The following is a 22,570-nucleotide window of genomic DNA, read 5'->3' on the forward strand; positions in this document are numbered from 1 at the left end:
GGCCCCGCCCAGGGGGCGGACGCCGGTGACGGCCCTGTCCCATCCGAACCACTTTCCGGGGGAGTCCACATGAGCGATGCGGGTGCTGCGAAGCCGGGCGGGGCAGGGGCCTCTGCCGGGGACCCGTTGGGGCTGGCCGAGCTGTTCACCGGTGGTGGGGAGCCGTGGCTGCCGCTGCTGGCCCCGGTGATCGAGGCGCAGGCGGGGGCCGCCGGGTTCATCGGGCCGCAGCGCAGCCCGGAGGTGGTTCCGGTGCGGGAGTTGACCTTCCAGGCGCTGAAGCCGCATCCACCCGAGAAGTGGAAGGTGGTCGTCTTCGGGCAGAACCCGTATCCGCGGCCGGAGAGCGCGACCGGCATCGCGATGTTCGACAACACCTTCAACGACTGGAAGGACAGCCAGTTCGGCCGGGTGGTCAGCATCCGCTGCCTCATCAAGGCCGCCGCGATGTGGAAGCACGGCATCGTCAAGAAGACGCCGATCGCCGATGTGCGGGCCCTGTTGCGGAAGGAGGACACGGTTCAGCCGCCCGAGTGGTTCCAGGCGATGCTCACCCAGGGTGTACTGCTCCTGAACGCGTCCTTGACCGCCAGCGCGGACGGGGCGGTGCCCACCCAGCGGCACACCTCTTTCTGGCGGCCCGTGGCCGAGCAGATCGTCGAGGAGATCCTGCGGGCGAAGCAGGACGCCGAGGAGGAGGACCGGGGTGTGGTCTTCGCCTGGTGGGGGGCGCACGCTCGGAGCCTGAAGAGGGTCGTCCAGCGGCTGGAGAAGAAGTACCCGGGGGTCGAGGTCCGCCACGTCGACCACGCCAATCCCGCGGCGCAGGGGGACATCTTCTGCGAGGGAGACCACTTCGCCCACGTGAACGACGCCCTGGCCGCGGTGGGGGCCGAGCCGGTCGACTGGCTGCCCCGGAAGGGCTGGGACGAGGGGACGGCGGGGGCCGACGGGGCGAAGGGCGGGGCGGTCGCCGAGCGGATGGGGGCGTTCATCGCGTCGACGATGGAGCTCCACCAGCTCTATCTGGAACGGCTCACGAGCGTCAAGGACGAGGGCCTCGTCCTGCCGCCGATCACGGGGGTGTTCGACACGCCCCTGATGGACTTCGCGAAGGCCCTCGAACCGGTGTCGCACGTCCTGGCGAACCTGGATCCGCACATCGAGCGGTCGAGGCGGTTCGGTGAGACCGCCCTCGTGGCAGGGGGCGCGGAGGCGGTGGACGGGTCCGCCTTGTCCGCCGACGCGATCTCGGCGCTGTACCTGTACACGTGCGAGTCGGCGTTCTATCGCGAGATCAACGCGGTGCTGCGTTCCCCGGACCGGCAGCGGCTGGAGCCGTACCTCCCCTATCTGCGCCTGCTGTGCTCCGCGATGGAGGCGTTGCCGGCGCACACGCGGCCACTGTGGCGAGGAGTGGCCCTGGACCTGCGGTCGCAGTATCCGCTGGGCAGGACGGTGACGTGGTGGGGCGTGTCGTCGTGCACGTCGGAGTTGAGCGTGGCCCGGGCGTTCCTCGGGAGCCGCGGCAAACGGACCTTGTTCGAGGTGACGCCGGCGCGGGCGGTCGGCATCCGGAGGTTCTCCGCGTTCACGGGCGAGGAGGAGTACATCCTCGCGCCGGGCACCCGGCTTCAGGTGACGGAGGTGAAGGCGGAACGCGGAGGGCTGTGCACCGTGCGTCTTACGGAGCTGGAAGGGCAGGGCCTGCTGTCCTGAGGGGGTCTCCCCCCTCGGCCCCGCTCGGGGGGGGCGACGTCAGTCGGCAACCGGGCGGGGCGTCAGGGGGGTGCCGCACCTGCTGCAGAACTGCGCGTCCGCCTCTATCGCGTGGCGACGGCACTGGCCGCACACCAGGTGCATGGTGCAGTGCTCCGTGAGCGGTTCGGAACGGGGGGGCCTCCCGATGGTCATCCCCGCACGTCTGCGGTGGGCGGTGAGGTAGACCAGCCCCTTGGGGCCGGCCCGCAGTGCCCGGGCCGCGCCCCGCGGCACGTGCCGGAAGGCACCGGGCACGATCTTGTGCTCCGTACCGTTCACGGTGAGGGAGCCTCCGCCGGCGACGGCGAGGAGGAGGACGTCGACCTCGGCCTCGGTGTGAGCGGCGACGTCCGTGCCCGGCAGGAGACGGACCAGGTTGGCGTCCAACTGCCGCCCGGCCGCGCCCAGCCGCCACAAAGCGCCGCTCTGCCCGTCCGGAGCCGCCGCGATCAGCTCCCCGACCGTAGCAGCCACGGCCTCCTTCTCGCCCACCTCGACCTCTCCCCGTCCCACATCAGCTCTACCGACCCGCCCCATCTTCGCATCGACCGGCCGTGGTCCCTTCGCAGCCGGGAATCCCGCGCCCACGCTCCGGGCCCTGAGGGCGGCCCCGTCAGGCCGTCGAGCCGAGTCGGTCCAGTTCACCGCCGATCGCATCCCGCAGGACGGCGTGCCGCGGTCCGAGCCGGGTCGCCTCGTCCTTCCAGCGGTCGCGCGGATACAGCCACACCGGCATGCACGCCAGCTCGGCCGGCTCCCATGCGAACCGCGGCCAGACATGGGCGTGCAAGAAGGGGTCCGTGTTGCCGAGGATTTCCAGGTTGACGCGGCGGAAGTCTCGGTCCAGCCGGCGGCAGGCTCGCTCGACAGCTTCACCGAGTCGGTCCATGTCGGAGAGGAACGACAGCCGGCGGGGCCTCGGCAGGTCGGAGAGTCGTTGGACGCCCGGGTCGTCCGCCAAGAGGACGGAGTAGCCGGGAAGGAACTGGACGTCGCCGATCACCGCGAAGCCGGACGTGAGTCGCCGGAGCACGGTCGGGTTCTCGCCGCGCAGTGCGGAGCCGATCCGGTCCGTGCGCCAGTCCACCGTCATGGCGCGAGGCTACCCGCCCGTGATGAGGACGGAAGGCCGTCTCCTACGTACCCTGGCGGCATGCGCATGCGGCCCACATTGAGCTGGAGCTCCACCGAGGACCTGCCGCCGGGCACCACGGACCTGGCGCCGGTCGCCGGGGTCCTGGAGGGTGGCGGGGTGCTGGTGCTCAGCGGGGCCGGGATCTCCACCGAGTCGGGCATTCCCGACTACCGGGGTGTGGGCGGGAGTCTGAGCCGGCACACGCCGATGACCTACCAGGACTTCACCGCCGGCGACCAGGCCCGGCGCAGGTACTGGGCGCGCAGCCACCTCGGCTGGCGGACGTTCCGGCGCGCCCGACCGAATGCCGGGCACCGGGCCGTGGCCGCGTTCGGGCGGCACGGGCTGCTCTCGGGGCTGATCACGCAGAACGTGGACGGTCTGCACCAGGCGGCCGGCAGTGACGGTGTCGTGGAGCTCCACGGGGGCCTGGACCGGGTCGTCTGCCTGTCCTGCGGCGCCCTGAGTCCGCGCCGTGAACTCGCCCGGCGGCTGGCGGAGGCCAATGCGGGCTTCCGGCCGGTCGCTGCCGGGATCAACCCCGACGGGGACGCCGACCTCACCGACGAGCAGGTCGGAGACTTCCAGGTGGTGCCCTGCGCGGCCTGTGGAGGCATCCTCAAACCGGACGTCGTGTTCTTCGGCGAGGCCGTGCCGCCCGCACGCGTCGAGCACTGCCGCGAGCTGGTGCGTCAGGCGGCAGCCCTCCTGGTGCTGGGATCCTCGCTGACCGTCATGTCCGGACTCCGTTTCGTCCGCCAAGCGGCCGAGGCGGGCAAGCCGGTCATGATCGTCAACCGGGACCCCACGCGGGGCGACCGGCATGCCGCCGCCCGGGTCGCGCTCCCCCTGGGGACGGCCCTGACCGCCGTGGCCGAGGGGTTGGGTGTCGCCGTCGACGGCGAGACAGCGGCTCCGGACTGACCGCACGTTCCGCGTCGATGGCGCGGCGCGCGAACGGCGGGCAGGGCAGGCCAGGTCCGGCGAGGGGCCGGAGGCTTCGCGGGGCGCCGATCCGGGGGACGGGTACGGCGGCGCGTCAGCCGGTCGGCTCCTGCGGGGCGGGCGTGCCCGGGCCGGCGGCCGGCCGGCCGTCGCTGCCCTCTTCGCCTCCGCGCTTCTTCTCGTCCTGCTCCTTGGAGCCGTCCTCGCCGTCCTCGCCGGACTTCCCCGTCCCCGGGATCCGGATCTCCGGGGCGCTGGGACCTGCCGCGGGCAGGTCGGGCGTGACGGCGTCGTCGCTCACCGGAACTCGGTCCGGCAGCTCCGGCTCAGGGGCACCCTGCATCATCGACTCCTCACTCGAGTCTCGCGTCCACACGTCGTACACAGCATCGAGTGCCCCACCCCTCGGCCGTCACACACCGCTGCCCCGACCGGAACCGATCACCCCGGGCGGCCCCAGCTGTCGACCACAACCGGAAGGCCCCCGACGGCGTCCTTCCCTCCGAGTCGTCTCCGGCCGTCCGGTGCGGAGGAGCGCCATCGTCCTGGAGGGGCATCATCGCCACGCACACGCCCGAGAATCCGATCGCACCCTCCGGCCGGGCCGCCGGACTGGCCAGGATCCTGCTGGGCGGTGTGGCCGGAGCGCTGCTGACCGGCGCGTTCCTGACCGTGCTGTGGTGGCCGCAGAGCGACGTGGTCTACCGGAGCACGGCACCCTCATCCGTGGCCTACGCCGATCAGTCCCCGCACTTCCTGGGGTTGGTGCACGAGCACACGCCGTCCGGGCGGCATTCCTACCGACTGATCATCGGCCGTGACCCCAGCCTTTCCTACGGACACTGGCTGGACGTCGACGCCGCCCTGGGCGCCGAGGGGATCCGCTCCACCACGTGGACGGAGTCGGGGGTCCGCGTCCTGTTCCGTACCGACCACGAGGTGTTCGTCCCGGCCCGGAATTTCATGTTCGGCAGGTGATCGCATAGGGCAGCCCGAGGCGCGCACAGGCGCTCCGGATCCGTCTCGGCGGACGCGGGGATCTCAGCGGACGCGGGGGCCTCAGCGGACGCGGGGGTCTCAGCGGACGCGGCGGATGCGGATCGGGCCGCGGGCCTGGGTCGGCTCGACCGGCCGGCCGCCCTGAGTGATCTCGACCTCCCCTGCCGTGACGAGGTGCCGGGCCGCGCGGCGGGCCGGCTCCATCAGGGAGCGCCAGCCGTCGTCGTCTCCTTCGTACGCAGCCCGCGCCGCGTCGGAGGGGCAGATCGTCGCCGTCGGACCGCGTCGCTCCAGCAGCTCCAGGATGGTTCGTTCCAGGCGCCGGTTCGTCTGCCGTTCGCTGCCCCTCACTCGGCCAGTGTCCCACCGGCAGTCGACCGGTGCCCCGCGGGCACGTGCCGTCGGTGGCGACGGGACCGGGCCGACCAGAAGCCTCGGTACCCCGCCGGTCCTCGCCCGCCCTGCCGCTCGGAGCCGTGACGCAAGGGGTCTGTGCGTCACGTGAGGGCTGCTGTTGCGGCAGCCGCTGTTCCGAGCCAAAGAAGGGGCCGGCCGAAGGGCCATTGTTGGCCGGGCTCCCCCCTGTCCTTCGGCGGCGCGGCTTCTAGCATTCGACCACCCCCGCCCGCACCGGTGGGGAGCACCGGAGACGTACATGGCATGTCCATGATGCTTCAACCGTTGTCGGTTGCACCACCCCCGCGCATCGCGCCGCTCCACCGAACCCTCGATCCACCGATCCACCGATTCACCGATCCACCGCACCAGGTCCGTGACGGCCGCCCGCCTCCGTGGCGCGCCGCACCCCCCGCCCCGCGGCCGGACGCATCCGTGCGCCCGCACCCGCCCGGCACCGAAGCACTGGATGGGAGAACCATGAGAGCCCCCCTGCTGGTCAGCGGAGCGATCGCCGCTCTGTTCGCCTCCGCGCTGCCCGCGCAGGCCGGCCCGTCGTCCATCGTCGACCCGCCGCCGGACCGGATCGTCATCGACATCGCGACCGTGAACGGTTCCGGCTGTCCCCTGGGCACCGCGGCCATCGCCGTCTCCGAGGACAACACCGCCTTCACCGTCACCTACAGCGAGTACATGGCGCAGGTGGGCGGGGGCTCCTCCCCCACGGCGGCCCGCAGGAACTGCCAGCTCAACCTCCTGGTCCACGTGCCGCAAGGGTTCACGTACGCGATCGCCAGCGCCGACTACCGCGGCTACGCGTCGCTCCGCCCCGGCGCGAGCAGCACCGAGAAGGCGTCGTACTACTTCCAGGGCTCGCCGAGCACCGCGTCCCGGACGCACACCTTCCGGGGACCGTACGAGGACAACTGGCAGGCCACCGACGACACCGACTGGGCTCAGCTCGTGTGGGCGCCCTGCGGTGTGCAGCGCAACTTCAACATCAACACCGAACTCCGGGTGAGCGCCGGCACCTCGAACCCGGCCTCCACCAGCTACATGACCATGGACTCCACCGACGGTGACATCAACACCGTCTACCACCTCGCCTGGAAGGAGTGCCCCGAGAACTGACCCCCTGCCGCCCCGACCGGGCTCCCCCTTCCCGGTCGGGGCTCCGCCTTGCCCTTCGGGGCTCCGCGTCCTCCGCCGAAGCTCCGCTCGCCCGGCGAGCGCCGGGTACTGCTCCGAGGTCGAGCGCGGCCGTGGGCACATCATCCGGCGACGACGGGGCATCGAGAACTCCATGACGACGGGGTGTGGGACGGCCGGGAGAGCGACATGGCTCGTCGTTCTGGTGCCCGTGCAAGTGGCCTTGCTGGCGGGTCTGGGACTCGCCGTGACCTCCGAGGGGGTGGGCGACCGGCTGCCCTCCGCGGAGGAACGGATCGTTCACGCGATGGTCGCCTCTCGCGGAGCGGGGGCGGACACGGTCTCGGACTGGCTGTCGACGCTGGCCCGTACGGAGATCGTCGTCGGGCTGACGCTGGTCCTCGTCGCCGCGCTTCTGCTGCTATCCGGCGGGCGGCGGTGGAGGGAGGCGCTGTTCCTCGGCGCGGCGGTCGCCGGCCAGTCGGCGGTCTTCCTCGTGGTCACCGCCTGCGTGGAGCGGCCGCGTCCGGATGTCCCCCATCTGGACACGGCGCCGCCGACGTCGAGCTTCCCCTCAGGGCATGTCGGCGCGTCCGTCGCGCTGTACGGCGGGCTGTTCGTGCTGGCGCTGACCCGCGGCCGTGGTCCGTGGCGCTACGCCTCGGTGGTCCTGCTGCTGGTTCCCGCGGCCGTGGGTCTTTCGCGGATCCACCGGGGCATGCACTACCCCACCGACGTGGTGGGCGGCCTGCTCAACGGCGGCCTCACCCTCCTCGTGGCGTACGCCGTGCTCCTCGCGGCCCGCCGCCCGTACGAGGTTCGCGCGCCACGTCCCCTCGCGCCGCCGCCGCACACCTACACATCCCGCCCGCCCGGGCCCCAGCAGGAAGGACGATGATGGGCACCGCCACCCGCGTACCCCAGAGGCGTGACGTCCTGGGAGAGGAACTGTCCGGCGACGAAGCGTGGACCGCCCTGCGCCGGTACGGAAGGTGGAGCCTGGCACGGGACTCGTTCATACGCTTCCGCTACGCCGACGGCTTCAGCCACTCGCGCGCCTTGGCGCTGCAGACGGTCCTCTCCCTCGTGCCGCTCGCCATCGCGGCCATCGGCCTGTCGGGCGCTCTCCACACGGAGGGCATCGGACGGGTCGCCGAACTGACGATCCGCCGGATCACCAGCGGCCCCAGCCAGCAGATGGTCGACGAGGCGTTGCGGCTGAGCCGGCAACACGCGGGCGACGGCGGGCAGGCGGCCCTCTGGCTCGGCCTGCTGTTCTCGCTGGTCAACGTCACCACGAGTCTGTGCCAGGTCGAGCGCGGCGCCAACCGCATCTACGGCACCGAGCGGGACCGCCCCTTTCTGCACAAGTACCTCCGGGGTGCGCTGATGGCCGTCCTCGCGGGCCTGCCCCTGGGGTTGAGCTTCCTCCTCACGGTCCTCGGCTCGCACCTCACCCAGGCGTTCGCGGAGGTCTACCACCTCGGGCCGGGCGCCATCCAGGCCTGGGAGGCCCTGCGCTGGCCGGCCGGAGTCCTGCTGGCCGTGCTGGCCACCAGCGCCATCTTCCGGCTCTCCCCCCGCCGCGACCAGCCCGGTTACACCTGGCTCGCCTTCGGCGCCGTCCTCTATCTGGTGCTCTGGAACGCGGCGACCTGGGGCTTGAGCCTCTACGTCAGCGCCAGCAGCTCCTTCACGAGCGTGTACGGGCCCCTCAGCGCGATCATGGCGCTGTTGCTGTGGTCCTACCTCACCTCCCTGGCCCTCTTCATCGGGGTGGCGTTCGCCGCGCAGTTGGAAGCCGTACGGGCGGGAGTGCCGGAGCCGGCCCAGCCGGACCCCGGAGTCTGATCCGTCCTCGTCCGGCCCGGGTCCTCCGCGTGCCTGGCGCGTAGAGGGCCCGGGGCGTCCCCGCACTCCCGTAAGAGTCCCGGCGAGATGACGGCGCGCGGACGGCTCGGGGGGACACATGGGGAACGTCGGCCGGCCGGGGCGGCGGGGCTTCCTCGCGCTGGCAGGCGTCTCGGTACTCGTCCCGTCGTTCGCCGCGACCGCCTGCACCTCGCCGACGGGCCGGGCCGGGGCCGACCACGGGGGCAGGGCCGGAGACGGGCCGCGCGACGGGGGCGGGAGCGGTGCGCCGCCGGACCCTCTGCGGGTGCGGACCGACACCGGGCCCCTGCACAAGCGGTTCGTCGCGCTGGGTCGGCTGACCGACGCCCACTGGCTCGGCTACGACATCGACACGGTGGGAGAGCGCGAGACGATCCCGAGCCCGGACGCGCGGATCCGGGTGGTCGGGGTGGCACGGCCGGTGAGGGGCGCGGCGGAGATCGTGCGCTCCGTGCCGCCCGCCGAACGGTTCGCTCCGGCGGCGCTGCCCGCCGACCTGCCGGACCCCCTCGTGCCGTATCTGCCGACGCGATCGGGCTGGCAGGGCAGTACGGCGTACGACCTCCGCGTCCTCGCGCCGGCCTCGGCGGCATCGGGGACGGGGACGGGCACGGGGACGGCGACAAGCTCGGGGCCGGGGGCGGAGGCGGGGTTCCCGGGCGGTGAGCGGGCGAACGGGCGCTTCCTCCTGCACGTGAAGCTGAACCTGGTCTGGTTCGACACGCTGTTCCTGGTGACCTGACCGGCGCGTATCAGGGCCGCCCGGGCCTGCGACGTAGGCTGAACGCCGCGCGCGAGGAAGAGGAGGACAGGGTGGCTGGGACGACGCCGGTCGAGGCGACCGTGGACGGGGTGATGGCCGAGCTGGCCGAGCTGGAGGACCCGAAGGCCCGAGCGGTCAACGAGAAGCACGGTGACGACCACGGTGTGAACCTCGGCAGGCTGCGGGCACTCGCGAAACGGCTCAGAACGCAGCAGGACCTCGCGCGCGGGCTGTGGGCGACGGGTGACACCGCGGCGAGGCTGCTGGCCACCCTGATCTGCCGCCCGAAGGCCTTCGAGCGGGACGAGCTGGACTCCATGCTGCGCGAGGCGCGCACCCCCAAGGTGCACGACTGGCTGGTGAACTACGTGGTCAAGAAGAATCCGCACGCCGAAGAGCTCCGCCTGACCTGGACCGATGATCCGGATCCCGTCGTCGCGAGCGCCGGGTGGGCGCTCACCACGGAGCGCGTCGCGAAGAAGCCGGAGGATCTCGACCTCCCCGCACTGCTCGACGTCATCGAGGCGGAGATGAAGGACGCCCCGGACCGTCTGCAGTGGGCGATGAACCACTGCCTGGCCCGGATCGGGATCGACCACGCGGAGCTCCGCCCCCGTGCGCTCGCCATCGGCGAACGCCTGGAGGTGCTGAAGGACTACCCCACGTCGCCGGGCTGTACGTCCCCGTTCGCGCCGGTCTGGATCACGGAGATGGTGCGCAGGCAGCAGGGGGCGTGACCGCTCCGCTGCGGCGGGCGCCCGGGCGGCGGCCCCTCGTTCGCCGTGGCCCGGGTCAAGGCCGGCATCCACCCCCGCGGGGACGGAAGGCGCACTACAGTGCGGTCATGTTCAAGTCAGGGGTGGGGTTCCTCGCGTTGTTCGGTGTCGGCTGGTGGCTGCTGGGGACGAGCGCCTTCGACGGGTGGGTCCGCCCCGTGTCGATCGTCGTCGGGTGCTTACTCGCGCTCGGCCTGATGCTGGCCGCGAAGCGGTTCCTGCCGGCGTCGGCGGAAGGCCCGTTCCCGGCCGAGCAACGGCGGCGGTTCAACCGGATCAACGCCGTGCAGTGGCTGCTCATCATCGCCGTCGCCGTCGTGTGCGGCCTCAGCCGTACGCCGGTGCTGATCCCACCGCTGGTCGCGCTCGTCGTCGGCCTGCACTTCCTCCCTCTCGCGGTGGTCTTCGAGCAGCCGCGGCTGCGCGTTCCCGCCGCGCTCCTGATCCTGGCGGCGGCGGCCGGTCTCGCCGTGTGGGCGACCGGAGGACCGGACGAGACCGTGCGCCTCGTGGTCGGCGTCGCCGCCGCGCTCTCCCTGTGGGCCACGGCCGCCTGGACGGTCGCCGGCGCGGCGCCCGCTCCTCGGACGGCGACACCGACGCCGTAGGTCGTGTCCGGAGTACGTCCGTCGGACCGAGGCGCGTCCGTCCGCCCAGGTGCGGCCGTCGAACGCAGGCGCCTCACCGTCCGGCTTTCGGGCGCCCCCTCAACGCCCCGACTGCAGAAGCGTCATGAGCGCGCGAGCGGCGGGGCTCGTGGCCTGTACGGGTGGCAGAAGAGCCACAGTCTCGTAGACCGCCTCGTCCGCGCCCTTCACGGGGAGGGCGGCCAGCCCCTCGCGCTTGCGCCGGAAGTGGCGCGGAACGGCGGCGACACCCAGATTCTCGTCCACCAGGTCCAGCAGGCTGTGGACGTCGTTCACCTCCAGGGCGACCGTGCGCACGACCCCCGCAGCGGCGAACGCGGCGTCCGTGGCCCGCCGCGGCCCCCAGTCGGGGTGGAAGTCGACGAAGACCTCGTCGGCGAGGTCCTCGGGCGCGACCTGGCCGGCCGTCGCGAGCGGGTGCTCGGGATGGCACAGCAGCGACATCGGTTCGGCCGCGAGCGGCACCGAGCGCAGACGGTCGGAGTCGGCCCGCGTGCGGTAGGCGAACGCGAGGTCGAGACGTCCGGCGGCGACCTCCTCCGCCAGGTCGAGGGAGCCCGACTGGCGCAGCCGTATCTCCACGTCCGGGTGGCGGCGCCGGAAGGCGGCCAGCAGCCCCGCCGCGTACACGCCGGCGATGCACTGCTCCGTGCCCAGCGCGAGCGTGCCGCGCAGCACGCCCTGCACCGCCGCCACCGCCTCGTGGGCGGCCCGCACCTGCGCCAGGATCCGCTCCGCCTCGCCCAGCAGGGCCCGCCCGGCCTCGGTCAGCGTCACCCGGCGGGTGGTCCGCACGAACAGCGGCGCCTGCAGTTCGCGCTCCAGTGCCCGGATCGACGCCGACAGGCCCGACTGGGAGACCATGAGCCGATCGGCGGCCCGGGTGAAGTGCCGGTCCTCGGCGACGGCGACGAAGTGCTGGAGGTGGCGCAGTTCCATGATTGAGCAGCGTATCCGCTGAATCCCATCGGATTCTTCTGTTGGACCGATGGGCGCGGGTGAGGGCAGATTGGGTGCGGCCCCTCCCGGGGATCCCGGCCGCCGGGATCCCGGATCGCACCCCTCTCGCCATGGAGTCGCGTTGTACACCGCACACACCGACCGCTATGCCGCCATGCCCTACCGGCGCGCCGGCCGCAGTGGCCTGAAGCTGCCCGCCCTGTCGCTGGGGCTGTGGCACAACTTCGGCCCGGACCGTACGGCCGAGACCCAGCGCTCGATCCTGCGCCGCGCCTTCGACCTCGGGATCACCCACTTCGACCTGGCGAACAACTACGGTCCGCCGCCCGGCTCCGCCGAGTCCGCCCTCGGCGGCTTCCTGAAGACGGACTTCGCGCCGTACCGGGACGAACTGATCATCTCGACCAAGGCCGGATACCTCATGTGGCCGGGTCCGTACGGCGAATGGGGCTCGCGCAAGTCCGTGCTGTCGTCGCTGGACCAGAGCCTGCGGCGGCTCGGACTGGACTACATCGACGTCTTCTACTCGCACCGCTTCGACCCGGAGACTCCCCTGGAGGAGACGATGGGCGCCCTGCACTCCGCCGTGCGGCAGGGCAAGGCGCTGTACGTCGGCGTCTCCAACTACTCGGCCGAGCAGACCCGTGAGGCCGCCCGCATCCTCGGCGAGCTGGGCACCCCGCTGCTCATCCACCAGCCCCGCTACTCGATGCTCGACCGACGCCCCGAGGACGAGGGCCTGCTGGACGCGCTCGACGACCTGCAGGTCGGCTCCATCGCGTACTCGCCGCTGGAGCAGGGGCTGCTCACCGGGCGGTACCTGGACGGCATCCCCGAGGACTCGCGGGCGGCGAGCGACAGTCCGTTCCTGAACCGGGACGTCCTCACGGCCGATCTGGTGGCGCGCCTGCGCGCGCTGCACGACGTCGCCGCGTCCCGGGGCCAGAGCCTCGCCCAGCTCGCCCTCGCCTGGGTGCTGCGCGGCGGCCGGGTGACGTCGGCCCTGATCGGCGCGAGCAGCGCCCGTCAGCTGGAGGACAGTGTGGCCGCGATCGGCAACCTCGACTTCGATCCGGAGGAGCTGGCCCACATAGACAAGCTGGCCCGTCCGTGAGCCGGGAGTGAGGGCACGGGAGTCCGGCGGTACCCGTCCCGGCGCCCGGGCGGGGCGCCGGGACGGGGGCTACGCCGCGGGGGCGGGCGGCCGCGGCCGGTCGGCGGCCCGCATCAGCAGGTGCCCGCGGCGGAACCGCTCCTCCTCACCGGGCTCGCGCAGCATCCGGCCGATCTCGACGAACCCGGCCTCGCGGGCGAGGGCGGCGAGATCGTCGATCGGCCAGCGGTAAGCCGTCGTCACCTTGTGGTCGAACGCCTCCACCGGCCCTCCCTCGGACTCGAAGAAGCCAAGCAGGAGAGTGCCCCGGGGAGCCAGGACCCGGCTGAACTCGGCGAAGTACGCGGGGAGTTCCGACGGCGGCGTGTGGATGACCGAGTACCAGGAGACGATGCCGCCCAGTGCGCCGTCGGCCAGGTCCAGGGCGTCCATGGAACCGAGGTCGAAGCGCAGGTCGGGGTAAGCCGCGCGGGCGAGGTCGATCATCACCGGCGACAGGTCGATGCCGCGGACGTCCAGGCCCAGGTCCCGAAGGTGGGCCGTCACGTATCCGGGGCCGCACCCCAGCTCGGCGACGGGCCCCGCGCCCGTGGCGCGGGTGAGATCGGCGAAGGCGGCGATCACGGCGCGGTCCAGCGGGAGAGCGTCGAGCGCCTCGCGCGCGAGGTCGGCGTAGAGAACGGCCATGGCGTCGTAGGCATCCGCGGTGACGCGGAGGTGCGCGTGGGTGTCGGTCACGGGGAAGAGCCTAGGTGTGGCACCCGGCCACCTTCCACCCCCTCTGCTTCGGCCCGCACACCGCCCGGTCCGTCACCTGCCGGCGTGCGGGGGCGAGACGGAGCCGTCGGTTCCCGTGCTCACCGCCGCGTCGAGGAGGGGTCCGAGCTCCTCGGCGACGGTCGTCAGCGCGCGGACGTCCCGCTCCGCACGGGCGATGAGGATCGCCCCCTCCAGCGTGCTGATCATCAGCGTGGCGAGTGGCCGGGCCCTGGCCTCGGGCACGCCCATGCCCGCCAGGGCGTCGGCCACGGCGGCGTTCCAGGTGCGGAAGGCGGCGGTCGCCGCCTCGCGCGTGGAGGCGGTGGACTGCGCGAGATCGACGGTGGCCGCGGCCACCGGGCAGCCGCCGCCGTAGCCGATCGCCTCGTACTCGTCGGTCCACTGGCGCAGCATCGCCGAGAACAGACCGCTGGGGGTCGGCTCCGGGAGTGCGGCGAGGAAGCGGGCCACGCGCCCGGCGGCGTAGCGGCCCGCCCAGTCCACCGCCTCGTTGACGAGCTGTTCCTTGCCGCCGGGGAAGTAGTGCTGGAGTGACCCGCGGGGCGCCTCGGCGTGGGCGGCGACATCGCGCATCCCGGTGGAGGCGGCGCCGTCCCGCCGGATGAGCTGCGCCGCGCTGAAGACCATCCGCTCACGCGGGCCCCGTTCGGGCGCTGCCATGTCGTGTCTCCCTGCCGTCTCGGGCCGGGTCGTACCGGCGGCCCCCTCCCCCACGAGCGGGAAACCCATCCTATGACAGCGGTCATAGGTGTGCCTATTATGACCACTGTCATAGTCGGGCGTTCCGGGGCCCGGTCTCGTCCCGAGAAGACGGAGGTGCCCGATGTACGTCGGATTCCTGGGCCTCGGAGTCATGGGGCAGCCCATGGCCCTCAATCTGGCCCGTGCCCGTACGCCCCTCGTCGTCTGGAACCGGAGCCCCGCCCGGTGCGCACCCCTGCGCGCCCTCGGGGCCGAGGTCGCGGCGAGCCCGGCCGAGGTCTTCGACCGTGCCGGTGTCGTGGTCGTGATGCTGGCCGACGAGGACGCCATGGACACCGTCCTGGGCCGCGGCACGCCGGATTTCGCCGCCCACGTCGCCGGGAACACCGTCGTCCACATGGGGACGACCTCGCCGGAGTACGCGCGGGGGCTGGCCGGCGAGATCCGGGCCGCGGGGGGCCGTTACGTGGAGGCACCGGTCTCGGGCTCCCGCGTTCCGGCGGAGCAGGGGCAGTTGGTGGCGATGGTGGCCGGCGACGACCAGGCCGTCGAGCCGGTTCGTCCGCTGCTCGCCCTCATGTGCCGCGAGACCTTCCGCTGTGGCACCGGGCCGGGCGACGCCCTGCTCATGAAGCTCTCGGTCAATCTGTTCCTGATCACCCTCGTCACCGGCCTGACCGAGGCGTTCCACTTCGCCGACCGGCACGGGCTCGACCGGCGCCTGTTCCTGGAGGTGGTGGAGGCCGGCCCGATGGCCAGTGCGGTCGCCCGCATGAAGGCGCCGAAGCTGCTGGCCCGGGACTTCGCCGTCCAGGCGGCGGCAGCGGACGTCCTGAAGAACAACCGGCTGGTCGCGGGGGCCGCCCGCGCCGCCGGCGTGGCCTCCCCGCTCCTCGACGTCTGCCACGCCCTCTTCGACGAGACGGTGGCCCAGGGGCATGGCGCCGAGGACATGGTGGCCGTGCTCCACGCGCTGGAGGCCCGTACGGACACCGGGCGCCGACCCGCGGGGTGCGAGGGTCCGGACGCCCCCGGAGCCGACGGCCGGGAGGTCCGTACGGACACCGGGCGCCGACCCGTCAGGACGGCATGTTCTGTTCGGCCCACACCACCTTGCCGGTGACCGTGCGGCACGAACCCCATCTGCGGCACAGCATGTTGATGAGCTGAAGCCCTCGCCCGCCCTCGTCGCTGACGTCCGCGTGCTGGATCTGGGGCAGGTCGGGGCCGGTGTCGGAGACCTCCACGACGAGGCGTTCGCCGCGCAGCAACCGCAGTTCGCCGGGGCCGTTGCCGTAGCGCAGGGCGTTGCCGACGAGTTCGGAGACGACGAGTTCACAGACGTCGGCCAGCTCCGTCAGGCCCCAGTCGGCGAGTTGACCGGTGACGAGGCTGCGTGCGGCGGAGGCGGCGCGCCCGTCCTGGGGCAGTTCCCACACCCGCAGATCGGAGGGCGGGAACGACATGCCGCGGCCGATGAGGAGCACGGCCTCGTCGAACCGGTCGGCGCCGGCGGGAGCCCCCTCCACCAGGCCGCCCGCCTCCAGCGCCGCCGGCGGGAGGCCTCGCGCCAGTGAGCGCAGACGCTCCAGCTGCTCCTCCAGGCCCGCGTCCCTCGACTTGACGAGGCCGTCGGTGTACATGACCAGATGGCCGCCCTCCGGGACCCGCAGCCGCAGCGGGTCGTACGGGATCACTCCCGCTCCGAGAGGCGCGCCGGTCGGCACGGGGACGAAGTCGGCCGAGCCCCGCCCGTCGACGAGCAGGGGCGGCAGGTGCCCGGCACTGGCCAGGGTGTACGTGGAGTCGGCGGGGTCGTAGACGGCGCAGAGGCAGGTGGCGACCTGTTCGTCCTCCAGGTCGCGGGTGGCGAGGTCGAGCCGGGCGAGGATCCGTTCGGGGGCCATGTCCAGGGTCATGAGGGTGCGGGCCACCGTGCGCAGACGCCCCATGGTGGCGGCGGCGGGCAGACCGTGCCCCATGACGTCGCCCACCATGAGGGCGGTGCGTCCGCTGGGCAGGGCCATGACGTCGTACCAGTCCCCGCCCACGCCGTGGTGGGCCGAGGACGGCGCGTATTCGGCGTGCACCCGCAGTCCCGGGGTCACCGGCGTCACGCGCGGCAGCAGGCTGCGCTGCAACGACACGACGTGCTCGCGCTCGCGCCCGTACAGCCGGGCGTTGTCGATGAAGACGGCGGCGGTGGAGGCGAGTTGTTCCGCCAGGGCCAGGTCGGTGGAGGAGAACGGCGGCGTTCCCGGGCCGCGGACGAAGTCGGCGCTGCCGAGCAGCAGTCCGCGGGCGATCAGGGGCACGGCCAGATAGCTGTGCACTCCGGCGGCGCGCATCTTCGCGGCGGCGCTCTCGGTGGGGGCGACGCGGGCGAAGTCGTCGTCGCGGATCCGGCTGACGAGGACCGGCTTGCCCTGCCGCAGGCAGTAGCGGTGGAGCAGGGTCTCGTGCGGGATCTCGGCGTGGACGAAGGTCTCGCCGACCGGTGTCGGCTCCAGGGAGGACAGCTCCTCGATGGCGCACAGGGCCGTGGCCCGCATGGCGGGCAGGCCCGTCCCGGTCCAGCGGGAGCCCTCGTCGCCTCGGAAGACGCTTTCCAGGATGTCCACGGCGGCTCCGTCGGCGAACCGGGGCACGGTGAACTCGGCGAGCTCCTGGGCGGTGCGTTCGAGATCGAGGGTCGTGCCGATCCGGGACGTGGCCGAATTCAGCCAGGCGAGCCGGCTGCGGGTGGTGATCCGGTCCGGCGGCAGGAGGCCCCTGCTCCGGCGGAACCGGGCGCCGGCCGCGCGGTGCGCCGACGGGTCCCCTCCGGCCGAGCCACGGCCGGTCAGGCGCCGTCTGCCGCTGCCGCCGTTCACTCTTTCGGCCCCCTGACAGGAATGGACGTCATGTGGTGCACAGTCTGCACCGGAAGCCGCCCGATCGCACGTGAAGTCGTACGGTCCGGAGACCGAAAATATGCAGAGGGGGCGCACGGCGTGCCGTGCGTGTCCGCCGGCGGTGCGGGAGGCCGTGTCGCACGGCTCGTGCGTCTTCGGGAAGGGGGCCGCGGGCGTCGCCGCCGGCGGCCGGGGCCCGGCGGCCGCGGCGTTCCGGGCCGGGCGCGCCGAGCCGACCGGGAAGAGAGACGCGGCCCCGCCGGCTCGGGGCAGGCGGGGCCGGGGCGCGGCCCCGTCTCCGGGGGTGAGCTGGAGGACCGCGCACCGCCACCTTGCCACCGACGGCCCGGCTGCGACAGGGCCGTGCACGAAAGAACCTTCGGCATATGCCGGAGCATTTTCGTACACGCCGTGGCCCTGCGTGACCGGCCGCCCCGCCGGCCGGGCGCTCCCCCCTCGGCGGTCCGGCCGAACAGGTCCCGTCTGTGGGCCGGCTCGGCGGGATCAGCCGATGGTGACCACGTGCGCCCACGCCGGTGGCGTGTCCGGGGTGTAGTCGGGGTTGTCCTCGACCACGCGGGCGGGCCGGGGGAAGAGGCCGACGACGGTGCGGCAGGGCGGTGGCGCCGAAGGCCAGGGGGTCTGGCCGTCCGTCAGGGCGACGATGACGTCCGGGCGGGCCGGGGAGCGCAGGGCCCGGGCGAAGCCGGAGCGCAGGTCCGTCCCGCCGCCGCCGACCAGGTCGATGTTCTCGGCGCGGCACAGCGGGACGGCGACGCCGGCAGCCGCGTCGCAGGAGATCACCGAGACCAGGTCGCGCCGCCCGCCCACCGCCCGGGAGATCGCCGTCACCTCCAGCAGCGCGCTGCCCAGTTCGGCGTCGCTGACCGACCCCGAGGTGTCGATCACGACACAGACCCGGGGCGGTGTACGGCGCAGGCTCGGCAGGATCACCCGGGGAACACCGGCCGAGCGCCGCGAGGGGCGACGGTAGCTGTGGTTCTCACCCACCCCGGGCGCGCCCGCCGCCGACCGGATCGCGGCCCCCAGCAACCGCCGCCACGGCTGCGGCGGATGGAACGCCTCCTCCGCCCATCGGCGCCATCCCTCCGGCGCGTCGCCCGGCCGTCCTTTGATCCCCTCCGCGACCCGGAAGCGGACCGCGTCCTGCTGTTGTCTGCTCAGGCCGTGCGCCCCGTCCGGTCCCAGCTCCCACGGCCGGTCCTGGCCGTCCGCGCCGCCGCCACAGTCCAGCCAGGCCAGGTCCGCGGCGAGCCCGGACATCGACGCGGTACGCAGGTACTCCTCCATCAGCTGGTCCTCCGGCAACCGCAGCATCGACGGCAGCACCGCCCCGGCGGGCCGGGGCAGACCGTCGCCGTAGATGTCGTCGTTGATCTCGAAGTCGGCGGCGATGTTGCGCCGCAGCCGCTCCCCCGGCCCGTGCTCGTCGTGCTCCTTCGCGTACCGCTCGCTCCGCCCGTGGTGGTCGCGGAGCAGATGGGACACCTCGTGCACCCAGACGCCCGCCAGTTCCTCGACCGGGGTGCACGCCACGAAGGCCGGGGAGACGTAACAGCGCCAGTGGGCGTCCACCGCCATCGTCGGCACCGACCGGTCCTCCACCACGTGCAGGGCGAAGAGCGCGCCGGCCAGATAGGGGCGTACCTTCACCGCGTGCAGCCGGGCGGCCAGCAACTTCTCGCTGTCCAGCGGGAAACCGGGCGGGGTGGCTCGACCCGAGTGGCCTGACGGATCCGTTCCGCGCGCCTGGTCCGTGCCGCCCGAGGGGCCGGCGGCGCCGGACGCGGCGGGCCGTCCGCCGTAGCCCGCCGGCGGCGGTACGGTGGCCCGCACCGGGCGGGGCGGGGGCGGCGGGGACATCGGCCGCGGCAGCGGGACGGGGGTCTCGCGGTGCGGCCGCCGCGCGGGCTTCGCCGGCCCCGTCATCGGCGGGTCCCCGGCGCGCGGTCGGCTTCGTCGGCCGCCACGGCCCGGCCCACGGACCGGTCCGCGCGGCGGGCCAGGCCGACGACCCCGGTCAGCCGTTCCACCGCCTCCGGAATCTCCCAGTCGTCGCGCCGCAGCCCGGCGAGCGCCGTCGCCGGTGCGACGAGGAGGTCGGGGGCGCCGGTCTCCAGCGCCCGGACCAGAACCGCCCATCCAGCCTCCCACCGCTGCCGTTCCGGGCGTGCCCCGACGGCGGCCACCACCGCCTCCAGCGTCGCCTGGCGCAGATCGCCGCGCTCGGGCAGGTCGGCGGAGGCCGGGTCGGCCAGCAGCGTCTCCGGGTCGGGCAGGTCCATCCGGTCGAGATGGGCGAGGAGTTCGAGACCCGGCCCGTCCCCCACCGCTCCGCGCACCAGCAGCGCGAGGACCTCGCGCGAGGCGGCGGCCGCCGTCCCGAAGGCCAGCAGGGTCAGGGCGGCCTCCCAGCTGCGGGGTGAGGGCCAGGCGCCGCCGCGTCGCGTCTCGGTGGTCGGCAGCCGGTGGATCATCGTCGGCCGGGCCTTGAGGAAGCCGCAGACCGCGCGGCGGGCGAAGGCCACCGCCTCCGGCAGCTTCTCCGGCATCAGCCGGGGCAGCTCCGCCCGGGGCCAGACGCCGCCCAGGCCGCGCACCACCACCTCCCGGTCGTGGACCCAGTAGAGGTGCACGAACCGGTTGGCCAGCGGGGGGCTCAGCTCCCAGCCGTCCGCCGCCGACGCGCGGGGGTTCGCGGCGGCCACGATCCGTACGCCCGGAGGGAGTTGCAGCGCGCCCACCTTTCGCTCCAGGACCACCCGGAGCAGTGCGGCCTGGACCGCGGGCGTGGCGGTGGAGAGCTCGTCCAGGAAGAGCAGGCCGCGCCCCGCGCGTACGAGTTCGACGGCCCACTGCGGCGGCGCCATCGGCACGCCCTGGACGGCAGGGTCGTCGCCCACGATGGGGAGTCCGGAGAAGTCGGACGGCTCGTGGACGCTGGCGATGACGGTCGTCAGCGGCAGGTCGAGGGAGGTGGCGAGCTGGGTGAGGGCCGCGGTCTTGCCGATGCCCGGTTCGCCCCAGAGCAGGACGGGCAGGTCGGCCGCGACGGCGAGGGTGAGGGCTTCGAGCTGCTCGTCGGGGCGCCGCTCGGTGGTCGTCGTCCGCAGCAGGGACAGGAGGTCGGCGGCGACCCCGAGACGGGACGGGGTCGGGGAGGCGTCCGCCGGGGTACGGGTCGGGGCAGCGTCGGCCCGGGGGTGGGGGCGCGCCCCGGTGGCGGGCGCCGGGGCGGGGGCCGAGTCGGGCGCGGCGAGGGGGGCGAGGGTGCTGGTGCTGGGCGTCATGGGCATCACCTGGGTGGCTGAGGGGACGGGACGACCCGTCGCGGAAGGCGGAAGGGCATGGGGACGGGCGCGCAGAGGCGCGGCGCGTACAGGGCGGTTCAGGTACAGGGCGGTTCAGGAAGGGGAGCGGGTCATGGGGACAGGCCGGTGCGGGGCCGGGACCGGCTGCTCCGCTTGCGGCGCCAATCGAGAGGCGTGTGGCGGTCGAGCCGGGGACGGTGGCCGGCCGCGGTGCGTCCCGCGTCCGATGCCTGGCCGCTCCCGGCCGAAGCCGTCGCGGCGGCGGGGTGTTCGGCCGGCAGCCCCGAGCGGAAGAGGCCGTGGTCGACGCGGCGGGCCGCGGCCGACATCAGCTCCTCCCGGAGCGGCCCGTCGCTCAGGACCGCGCCGGGTCCGAGCAGGCCCTCGACCACGGCCAGGGCGCCGGCCACGTCGCCGTGGCCGAGCCGTTCCCGTACCGCCGGCAGGGCCTGCGGGTCGCGGTGCACGGTGTCGATGGCCCGCAGGCAGGGCAGCGCCGGACCGCCGAGGGCGACCAGCAGCTCCTCCCGGCGCAGGGTGGTCGGATCATGGTCGATCGCCGACAGCACCCTGTCGCGCAGGGCGATCCGGTGGACCTCGCCCCGGCACTCCACCCGGTGCGGATCACCGGGTTCGGGGGCGAGCCCCGGGATGCCGCCGGACACGGGTGCGCGGGCGGCGGGTGCCAGTGCCGTCGCGACGAGGGGGTGGAGCCGGTCGACGGCGACCAGCCCGGCGCGTAGCAGCTCCAGGTCGGGCAGGGTCCGGGCCGCCACCTCCGGCAGCACCGGGAGCGCCGCCGCCTCCCGCGGCGGGAGTGGCTCTCGCGGCGGTCCGCAGACCGGGACATGGCCGGCGTCGGGGGCGACGAGTTCGAGGACGGCGCGTCGTCCCGCTCCGAGGCGTACGACGAAGGCTCCGCGGGGGCGTCCCTCGGCGCGCAACAGCAGCTCCGCCTCGGCGGCCCAACGCGACACCGCCCACGCCCCGTCGAGGTCACCGGTGAGGCCGGGGGGCGGCACCGCGAGCCGAGCGCCGCCGGTGAGGCCGCACCGCCGCGCCAGTTCGCCGGCCTGTCCGGCGTCCCACAGGTGCCGGTGCAGGTCGAGCCGGAACCGCCGGTCGGGGTGCGGGTGCGGGTGGGAGGAGGCGTAGGTGTACGGAAGACGGCCTGCGGCGGCCTTTCCGGATCCTTCCCAGAGGGTCAGGGAGATGCGCTGTCCGGCGTCCGCCCAGGCCGGAGGTGTCCGTACGACCAGTTGGAGCGGGTCGTCGGCGGAGCGGTGGTACGCGGCCAGGGCGAGGGTGAGGCCGGGGCGGAGGCGCCCGTCGGGGGCGATCCGGGGCATGTGCCAGCGCAGCAGGTCCGGCGCCAGTCGGCGCAGGTCCGCACGGATGCGGGTGGCGATGTCGGTGCCGTGGCAGGTGGCCACGGCGCGCAGATCGAGATCGACGTCGATCCGGGCGGCGGCGCAGGCGCCCGCCCAGTCACCGACCGTACGCCGCGCGGTGGCGATCTCGATCATGGACGGGGGTACGGCGTACTGGCGTACGCGCGCCCACATGGACAGGCGGGGCGGAAGCTCGTCGGCGAAGTGATGTGCCATCAGCACTCACCTTGCGCGAACGAGTCCCCCCATCGGTACGAGGCGAAGTTCATCATCGCGGGGATCGTAACCCATGATCCCTCGAACCCTCCTGCGGTTTTCGCCGCAGCTCCGGGCGACTCCCACGGGGGCGGTGTGAACCGGCCGTGCCGGGCAACAAGGAAGGTCCGCACAAGGCCCCCGTGGGGCCCCCGCAGGAAGGAAGCCTCCATGCTCCCCGACATCTGGTCCTACTCCGAGACCGCGATCCACGCGGCGGACATGAACCTGACCGGCTACCAGGTCGAGGCGACGGACGGCGGTATCGGAAAGGTCGACAAGCATTCCGCGGACGTCGGCGGCTGCCACCTCGTGGTGGACACCGGCCCGTGGATCCTCGGCAAGCAGGTCGTGATCCCGGCGGGCATCGTCACCGCCGTCGACACCGCGACCAGGACCGTCCACGTCAGCCGCACCCGGGAACAGGTCAAGGACGCCCCCGAGTTCGTCCCCGACCCGACCGGGAAGGACGACGACCACCGCATGAAGTTCGCGGACTACTACCTGGCGTTCTTCCGCTAGGGCGTGTCCGGAAGGTCCCGCCCGGCCCGGCGCCCACGGGCAGGGGCGGGGCGGGCGGACGGGCGGTGAAAAAGAGTGGTGTGCGGTCCGACGGCCCGTCTATCGTGGCGGCGCGACCGCGCCCCCGATGCGCTCGGCTGCGGCTACTTCATCTGA

The 22,570-nt window shown here is 73.5% G+C and carries 23 protein-coding genes; 12 read left to right on the top strand and 11 right to left on the bottom strand.

The window, feature by feature from the left end; translation table 11 throughout:
- The first annotated feature begins 69 nt into the window (after positions 1 to 69).
- Entirely contained in the window at positions 70 to 1,719 is a 1,650-nt protein-coding gene (locus tag ACZ6RC_RS28505) for an ADP-ribosyltransferase domain-containing protein (RefSeq protein WP_469588453.1), read from the top strand.
- A 39-nt stretch (positions 1,720 to 1,758) separates the two neighbouring features.
- Here the strand turns inward: ACZ6RC_RS28505 and ACZ6RC_RS28510 are convergent, their stop codons facing one another.
- Positions 1,759 to 2,235, bottom strand: a complete 477-nt coding sequence (locus ACZ6RC_RS28510; protein ID WP_469588456.1) for a hypothetical protein — start codon at positions 2,233 to 2,235, stop codon at positions 1,759 to 1,761.
- Positions 2,236 to 2,374: 139 nt separating this feature from the next.
- Positions 2,375 to 2,854, bottom strand: a complete 480-nt coding sequence (locus tag ACZ6RC_RS28515; protein ID WP_453619089.1) for a diadenosine tetraphosphate hydrolase — start codon at positions 2,852 to 2,854, stop codon at positions 2,375 to 2,377.
- 60 nt (positions 2,855 to 2,914) lie between these two features.
- Between ACZ6RC_RS28515 and ACZ6RC_RS28520 the strand changes: the two genes are divergently transcribed.
- Positions 2,915 to 3,820, top strand: a complete 906-nt coding sequence (locus ACZ6RC_RS28520; RefSeq protein ID WP_469588459.1) for an NAD-dependent protein deacetylase — start codon at positions 2,915 to 2,917, stop codon at positions 3,818 to 3,820.
- A 115-nt stretch (positions 3,821 to 3,935) separates the two neighbouring features.
- On the opposite strand, the gene ACZ6RC_RS28525 is transcribed toward ACZ6RC_RS28520, so the two are convergent.
- The gene (locus ACZ6RC_RS28525; RefSeq protein ID WP_469588461.1) at positions 3,936 to 4,184 is read right to left on the bottom strand and encodes a hypothetical protein; all 249 of its coding nucleotides are present in this window, start codon (positions 4,182 to 4,184) and stop codon (positions 3,936 to 3,938) included.
- 293 nt (positions 4,185 to 4,477) lie between these two features.
- On the opposite strand from ACZ6RC_RS28525, the gene ACZ6RC_RS28530 reads away from it, so the two are divergent.
- Entirely contained in the window at positions 4,478 to 4,819 is a 342-nt protein-coding gene (locus ACZ6RC_RS28530) for a hypothetical protein (protein WP_469588463.1), read from the top strand.
- Between the two features lie 99 nt (positions 4,820 to 4,918).
- Here the strand turns inward: ACZ6RC_RS28530 and ACZ6RC_RS28535 are convergent, their stop codons facing one another.
- Positions 4,919 to 5,191, bottom strand: a complete 273-nt coding sequence (locus ACZ6RC_RS28535) for a DUF3253 domain-containing protein (RefSeq protein ID WP_469588465.1) — start codon at positions 5,189 to 5,191, stop codon at positions 4,919 to 4,921.
- A 525-nt stretch (positions 5,192 to 5,716) separates the two neighbouring features.
- Between ACZ6RC_RS28535 and ACZ6RC_RS28540 the strand changes: the two genes are divergently transcribed.
- The 6 genes from ACZ6RC_RS28540 (at position 5,717) to ACZ6RC_RS28565 (ending at position 10,425) form a co-directional block, all read left to right on the top strand.
- Positions 5,717 to 6,367 carry a DUF4360 domain-containing protein gene (locus tag ACZ6RC_RS28540; protein ID WP_391136244.1) on the top strand — a complete coding sequence of 217 codons (651 nt, stop codon included), beginning with the start codon at positions 5,717 to 5,719 and terminating at the stop codon, positions 6,365 to 6,367.
- Between the two features lie 235 nt (positions 6,368 to 6,602).
- Positions 6,603 to 7,283, top strand: a complete 681-nt coding sequence (locus ACZ6RC_RS28545) for a phosphatase PAP2 family protein (RefSeq protein ID WP_469588468.1) — start codon at positions 6,603 to 6,605, stop codon at positions 7,281 to 7,283.
- Entirely contained in the window at positions 7,283 to 8,236 is a 954-nt protein-coding gene (locus ACZ6RC_RS28550; RefSeq protein ID WP_469588866.1) for a YihY/virulence factor BrkB family protein, read from the top strand. Before ACZ6RC_RS28545 ends, ACZ6RC_RS28550 begins: the two co-directional genes overlap by 1 nt.
- A 307-nt stretch (positions 8,237 to 8,543) precedes the next feature.
- Positions 8,544 to 9,020, top strand: a complete 477-nt coding sequence (locus ACZ6RC_RS28555) for a hypothetical protein (RefSeq protein WP_469588470.1) — start codon at positions 8,544 to 8,546, stop codon at positions 9,018 to 9,020.
- Positions 9,021 to 9,133: 113 nt separating this feature from the next.
- The gene (locus tag ACZ6RC_RS28560; RefSeq protein WP_469588869.1) at positions 9,134 to 9,778 is read left to right on the top strand and encodes a DNA alkylation repair protein; all 645 of its coding nucleotides are present in this window, start codon (positions 9,134 to 9,136) and stop codon (positions 9,776 to 9,778) included.
- A gap of 107 nt (positions 9,779 to 9,885) precedes the next feature.
- Positions 9,886 to 10,425, top strand: coding sequence for a hypothetical protein (locus tag ACZ6RC_RS28565; protein WP_469588472.1), 540 nt, complete (start codon positions 9,886 to 9,888; stop codon positions 10,423 to 10,425).
- Between the two features lie 99 nt (positions 10,426 to 10,524).
- On the opposite strand, the gene ACZ6RC_RS28570 is transcribed toward ACZ6RC_RS28565, so the two are convergent.
- Positions 10,525 to 11,403, bottom strand: coding sequence for a LysR family transcriptional regulator (locus tag ACZ6RC_RS28570; protein ID WP_469588475.1), 879 nt, complete (start codon positions 11,401 to 11,403; stop codon positions 10,525 to 10,527).
- Positions 11,404 to 11,545: 142 nt separating this feature from the next.
- On the opposite strand from ACZ6RC_RS28570, the gene mgrA reads away from it, so the two are divergent.
- Positions 11,546 to 12,538 carry an L-glyceraldehyde 3-phosphate reductase gene (mgrA, locus tag ACZ6RC_RS28575; RefSeq protein ID WP_469588478.1) on the top strand — a complete coding sequence of 331 codons (993 nt, stop codon included), beginning with the start codon at positions 11,546 to 11,548 and terminating at the stop codon, positions 12,536 to 12,538.
- Positions 12,539 to 12,607: 69 nt separating this feature from the next.
- Here mgrA and ACZ6RC_RS28580 read toward each other — a convergent pair whose 3' ends face one another.
- Together ACZ6RC_RS28580 and ACZ6RC_RS28585 are read right to left on the bottom strand one after the other, a co-directional pair.
- A complete protein-coding gene (locus ACZ6RC_RS28580; protein WP_469588872.1) occupies positions 12,608 to 13,225 on the bottom strand; it encodes a class I SAM-dependent methyltransferase in 618 nt (205 codons plus the stop codon).
- A gap of 123 nt (positions 13,226 to 13,348) precedes the next feature.
- Positions 13,349 to 13,978 (bottom strand): TetR/AcrR family transcriptional regulator, encoded by a 630-nt coding sequence (locus tag ACZ6RC_RS28585; protein WP_469588481.1) that lies wholly within the window; start codon positions 13,976 to 13,978, stop codon positions 13,349 to 13,351.
- Positions 13,979 to 14,141: 163 nt separating this feature from the next.
- Here ACZ6RC_RS28585 and ACZ6RC_RS28590 point away from each other — a divergent pair, with 163 nt between their 5' ends.
- Positions 14,142 to 15,143: an NAD(P)-dependent oxidoreductase gene (locus tag ACZ6RC_RS28590; protein ID WP_469588484.1), complete on the top strand. Its 1,002-nt coding sequence runs from the start codon at positions 14,142 to 14,144 to the stop codon at positions 15,141 to 15,143.
- On the opposite strand, the gene ACZ6RC_RS28595 is transcribed toward ACZ6RC_RS28590, so the two are convergent.
- The 4 genes from ACZ6RC_RS28595 to ACZ6RC_RS28610 form a co-directional block, all read right to left on the bottom strand.
- Positions 15,100 to 16,893, bottom strand: a complete 1,794-nt coding sequence (locus ACZ6RC_RS28595; RefSeq protein WP_391136269.1) for an ATP-binding SpoIIE family protein phosphatase — start codon at positions 16,891 to 16,893, stop codon at positions 15,100 to 15,102. The two genes, ACZ6RC_RS28590 and ACZ6RC_RS28595, sit on opposite strands and share 44 nt — an antisense overlap.
- Before the next feature lie 525 nt (positions 16,894 to 17,418).
- Complete coding sequence (locus tag ACZ6RC_RS28600) at positions 17,419 to 18,864, bottom strand: vWA domain-containing protein (RefSeq protein WP_469588488.1); 1,446 nt, start codon at positions 18,862 to 18,864, stop codon at positions 17,419 to 17,421.
- Positions 18,861 to 20,225: an AAA family ATPase gene (locus ACZ6RC_RS28605; protein ID WP_469588491.1), complete on the bottom strand. Its 1,365-nt coding sequence runs from the start codon at positions 20,223 to 20,225 to the stop codon at positions 18,861 to 18,863. The genes ACZ6RC_RS28600 and ACZ6RC_RS28605 overlap by 4 nt, the downstream gene beginning before the upstream one ends.
- Positions 20,226 to 20,356: 131 nt before the next feature.
- Positions 20,357 to 21,853 (bottom strand): hypothetical protein, encoded by a 1,497-nt coding sequence (locus ACZ6RC_RS28610; protein WP_469588493.1) that lies wholly within the window; start codon positions 21,851 to 21,853, stop codon positions 20,357 to 20,359.
- 210 nt (positions 21,854 to 22,063) lie between these two features.
- Here ACZ6RC_RS28610 and ACZ6RC_RS28615 point away from each other — a divergent pair, with 210 nt between their 5' ends.
- Entirely contained in the window at positions 22,064 to 22,414 is a 351-nt protein-coding gene (locus ACZ6RC_RS28615; protein WP_469588497.1) for a PRC-barrel domain containing protein, read from the top strand.
- The last annotated feature ends 156 nt before the right edge of the window (positions 22,415 to 22,570 follow it).

The organism is Streptomyces sp. NPDC048353, assembly GCF_055587165.1.